The following is a 3,748-nucleotide window of genomic DNA, read 5'->3' on the forward strand; positions in this document are numbered from 1 at the left end:
CGGATCATATGGCCGCCGTTCACGTCGCGCATGATATGCTCGACCGAGGCAAAGGCCATATCAACGTGCGGCACATAGTGCATGACCAGCACAACGCCGGTGATGATTTGCAGCACGAGTGTGAAGACAAGAACGATGCCCCAGATCCACATCCAGTTGAGGTTCTTGGGTGTCGGTAGCATCAGTGTGTCGTACATCAGTCCGACGATAGGCAGGCGACTATGCAGCCACTTTTCGCCGTTTGACTTTGGTTCGTAATGGTCGTGGGGGATACCAGCCATGGATCGCTCTCCTTAACCGAGTTGAATTGTTGTTTCGTCCACGAAGGACGCAACAGGAATGGGAAGGTTGCGCGGCGCCGGCCCGCGACGGATACGCCCGGACGTGTCGTAGTGCGAACCGTGACAAGGGCAGAACCATCCGCCAAAGTCGCCTGATTCACCCAATGGCACACAGCCAAGGTGGGTGCAGACACCCATCTGGACCAGCCATACACCATCTTCCGACAAAGCGCGGTTTTCGTCGCTTGCATCAACCGCCCCGTCAAGGTTCGCATTCTCGGCAAGCTGGTCGGGCAAATCTGCCAGATCCACTGCGCGGGCTGCTGCGATTTCTTCTTCGGTACGGGACCGGATAAAGACCGGCTTGCCCTGCCAAAGAACAGTCAACTGTGTGCCCGGGTCTACCGCGCTGATATCAACGCGGATCGAGGCAAGCGCCAATACGTCCGCGGAGGGGTTCATCTGGTTTACAAGCGGCCAGACTGCGGCGCCTGTGACTACAACACCCGCACCAGCGGTTGCGTAGTAAAGAAAGTCGCGGCGAGTGCCTTGTTGATCGTCTGCATGTGACACGGTGTGCATCTCCGATTCTTATGATGGGCATCTTGCCCGCACGAAAAATAGGCCGATGCGTGCATCGGTCAATTTAGCCGCTGTTTATCCACCAAATCCTGAGAGGTCCAGCGGACAATCGGGCGCAGGGGCTTACGCAGGATTTGATACCGCCAAAAATCGAAAACATCGTAAATTTGCGGCACAGAATCGGATGATCCCGCGGATCGACATCTTGACCAATGAATCCGCAAGAAACACAAGAAATGCTCGGAAAACCGCCGAGATACAGATTTCATCGGCGAAAATTATCCATAAATGACGAGTAGTTGTGACAGGCTCGCCACAATCACATCTGTTCATTTAAATGCGAGACAATGTTGTCTTGTAAGTCGTTTGTGAGAGAGTTTAGGGGTGGATAAGAACACTCATATCGGGATTTTTGGATGAAACGCGCACTTTCACTGTGCATTGGCCTGCTTGCGGTGCCGACTTTTGCTCCTGCACAAGTCGAACTCAGCTTCTATGGCGGTGTGCAGTCTGCTCCGTCATCCGATATCGCGATTCGCGACAGCGTTTTCGGCGATGATGACTTTTCCCTGGATTGGGAGGGCCGGTCGTCCGAAGCCCCGCCTTACTATGGTATTCGTGCGACGCGCTGGCAGTCGCCGACATTCGGGTTCGGACTCGATTTTGCGCATAACAAGGTCTACCCGACCGCTGACTCTCTGCCTGCCGACTATGAAGTGCTTGAATTCACGGATGGTCTGAACACTTTGACGGTCAATGCTTACCGGCGCTGGAATCAGGCGCTGGGCGGGATGTCGCCCTATGTGGGAGGTGGCATCGGTGTGTCACTGCCTCATGTCGAATTGACCCGTGGTTCGTCCGAGACCTTTGGCTACCAGCTGACAGGGCCCGCCGCGACATGGATCGCCGGTGCTTCAATGCCGATCAACGATCAGTGGGCTGTCTTTGGCGAGTACAAAGGCACGTTCTCGTCCAATACTGCTGATCTGGATGGCGGTGGCACGCTTGAGACAGATATATTCACGAATGCCGTGAACCTTGGTGTCAGCTTTAATTTCTGATCGGCCTTAGTCGACGACGGTTTCAACCATGCTGTCACGGCGCGAGAAATCCGCATGCCATCTGGCAAGTGCGTCGTTGTCATCCCGCCATCCGCGCGCGTCATGGCGCAGGTCGATGTAAGATAAGGCACATGCCATCGCGATCTGTCCGATATTCAAGGGACCTGTCAGGTGGCTCATCCATCTGCTGTTGACCGCGGCAATGCCGCGCGCGGCCTTGCCCCATTGCGCTTCGATCCAGTCCTTGGATTGTTCGGCCTCTGGCCGCAGCCGCGTTTCATAGGACATGGCAACCGTCGCATCCATGATCGCGTCTGCCGTTGCTTCAAGTGTCAGAATCTCCCAAATGCGGCTTTGCGGGTAAAGACCCGCGCCCGCATGATCATCCAGAAACCGGGTGATGACGCGGCTATCATAAATTGCAGGGCCGTCGGCGCGGATCAAGGCAGGGATCTTGCCCAAGGGGTTCGCGGCCACCACCTCTGGCGCCGAGTTGAGAGGTGAAGTGGACACGGTGACTTCTTCGACCGTGCCCAGCAGATCCGCTTCACGCAGCAGAACACGCACTTTACGCACGAAGGGTGAGGCAGGAGAGATCAAGAGTTGCATGGTCGATGTGTCCTTGTTGCGTATTTATGGAAACAAGACCTGATCCTGACCGTCTTGCCAAGGTGGATATTTCGTCATGACCTCATGCAAACGGTCTGAGGCGAGAAAGTCGTCGAGCCATTGTGCAACAGCTGCTAGGTCCTGTGCGTCAAACCATGCGCGATCCGTATTTGCGAACTGGCGCACAAAGGGCAGAATCGCCATATCCGCGAGCGTGCGTTGCGGGCCCATCAAGAAGGGTGATTGCTGCAATCTGTCATTCAAGCTGTTCAGGAACACCAGTGCCTTGGCCCGCTCGGCTGTTTCATCGCGGTCGGGAAAGCGGACTGCGTATTTTGTATGATCAAGGGCCTGCTTGAAGGGCCCGTCGCATGTGTCGATCAAATCAAGGCCATCGGCAGGCATATCCAGCCAGCGCTCGGGATCATTGCGGCCCAGCGCCCAAAGCATGACATCGCGGCTTTCTTCGATGACCGTCTCGCCGTCAACCAGTACAGGTACTGTCCCTTTCGGAGATGCGGCAAGGAATGCGGCGGGTTTGTCCTTGAGCAGGATTTCCCGCACTTCCACCGCTTGACCGCTGGACGCAATCGCAAGGCGGGCGCGCATGGCGTAGGGGCAGCGCCTGAATGTCCAAAGGATGGGGCGTTGTTGCACGGTCTGGATGCCTCCGGCGGGGATATTTAAGCTCGAAAGAAGGTTAGGCGGTCAGTTGGCTGCCCGCAAACCCTGTGATTTGTGCGGTCACGATCTGGCTTTCGGGCTGGTCGCTGGCAAAGACGACTTCGGTGAATTGTTCGGTCCGGCCCATACGGGCGTTTTCCATCAGGATATGATGGGTGCGTCCTGTCTGCGTTTTGAGATGTTGATCCACTTGCGCGGCACCGGCAAAACGGAGTGCGGCTGCACGTTCCTTGATCATCTTGCCGTTGACTTGCGGCATCCTGGCCGCTGGTGTGCCGGGGCGGGGCGAATAGGGAAAGACGTGCAACCATGTCAGGTCACAATCTGCCACCAAAGCCAGTGAGTTGGCAAACATCGCATCAGTCTCGGTCGGGAAACCTGCGATGATATCCGCCCCAAAGGTCATGTCAGGCCGCAGCTTGCGGGCCTCTTGGCAGAACCGGATCGCATCATCGCGAAGGTGACGCCGCTTCATCCGCTTGAGGATCATGTCGTCGCCATGTTGCAGCGACAGATGCAGGTGCGGCATCA

6 protein-coding genes and 1 pseudogene are annotated in these 3,748 nt (G+C 56.4%); 2 read left to right on the top strand and 5 right to left on the bottom strand.

The window, feature by feature from the left end; translation table 11 throughout:
- Positions 1-281 (bottom strand): annotated as a pseudogene (locus NWQ23_RS08070) (cytochrome b); the annotation flags it as partial.
- Between the two features lie 12 nt (positions 282-293).
- Positions 294-854 carry a ubiquinol-cytochrome c reductase iron-sulfur subunit gene (petA, locus tag NWQ23_RS08075; protein WP_306165769.1) on the bottom strand — a complete coding sequence of 187 codons (561 nt, stop codon included), beginning with the start codon at positions 852-854 and terminating at the stop codon, positions 294-296.
- 55 nt (positions 855-909) lie between these two features.
- Between petA and NWQ23_RS08080 the strand changes: the two genes are divergently transcribed.
- Together NWQ23_RS08080 and NWQ23_RS08085 are read left to right on the top strand one after the other, a co-directional pair.
- Positions 910-1,155, top strand: coding sequence for a hypothetical protein (locus NWQ23_RS08080; protein WP_306165770.1), 246 nt, complete (start codon positions 910-912; stop codon positions 1,153-1,155).
- Between the two features lie 124 nt (positions 1,156-1,279).
- Positions 1,280-1,924 (top strand): outer membrane protein, encoded by a 645-nt coding sequence (locus tag NWQ23_RS08085; protein WP_306165771.1) that lies wholly within the window; start codon positions 1,280-1,282, stop codon positions 1,922-1,924.
- Positions 1,925-1,930: 6 nt separating this feature from the next.
- Here NWQ23_RS08085 and NWQ23_RS08090 read toward each other — a convergent pair whose 3' ends face one another.
- From NWQ23_RS08090 to NWQ23_RS08100, 3 genes are all read right to left on the bottom strand, one after another.
- Positions 1,931-2,533: a glutathione S-transferase gene (locus NWQ23_RS08090; protein ID WP_306165772.1), complete on the bottom strand. Its 603-nt coding sequence runs from the start codon at positions 2,531-2,533 to the stop codon at positions 1,931-1,933.
- 24 nt (positions 2,534-2,557) lie between these two features.
- The gene (locus NWQ23_RS08095; protein WP_372340118.1) at positions 2,558-3,199 is read right to left on the bottom strand and encodes a glutathione S-transferase; all 642 of its coding nucleotides are present in this window, start codon (positions 3,197-3,199) and stop codon (positions 2,558-2,560) included.
- Between the two features lie 34 nt (positions 3,200-3,233).
- Positions 3,234-3,748, bottom strand: a 515-nt coding sequence (locus NWQ23_RS08100; RefSeq protein ID WP_306165774.1) for a radical SAM protein, incomplete at its 5' end; no start/stop codon positions are given.

The organism is Yoonia sp. (assembly GCF_030731595.1).
GTDB lineage: Bacteria > Pseudomonadota > Alphaproteobacteria > Rhodobacterales > Rhodobacteraceae > Yoonia.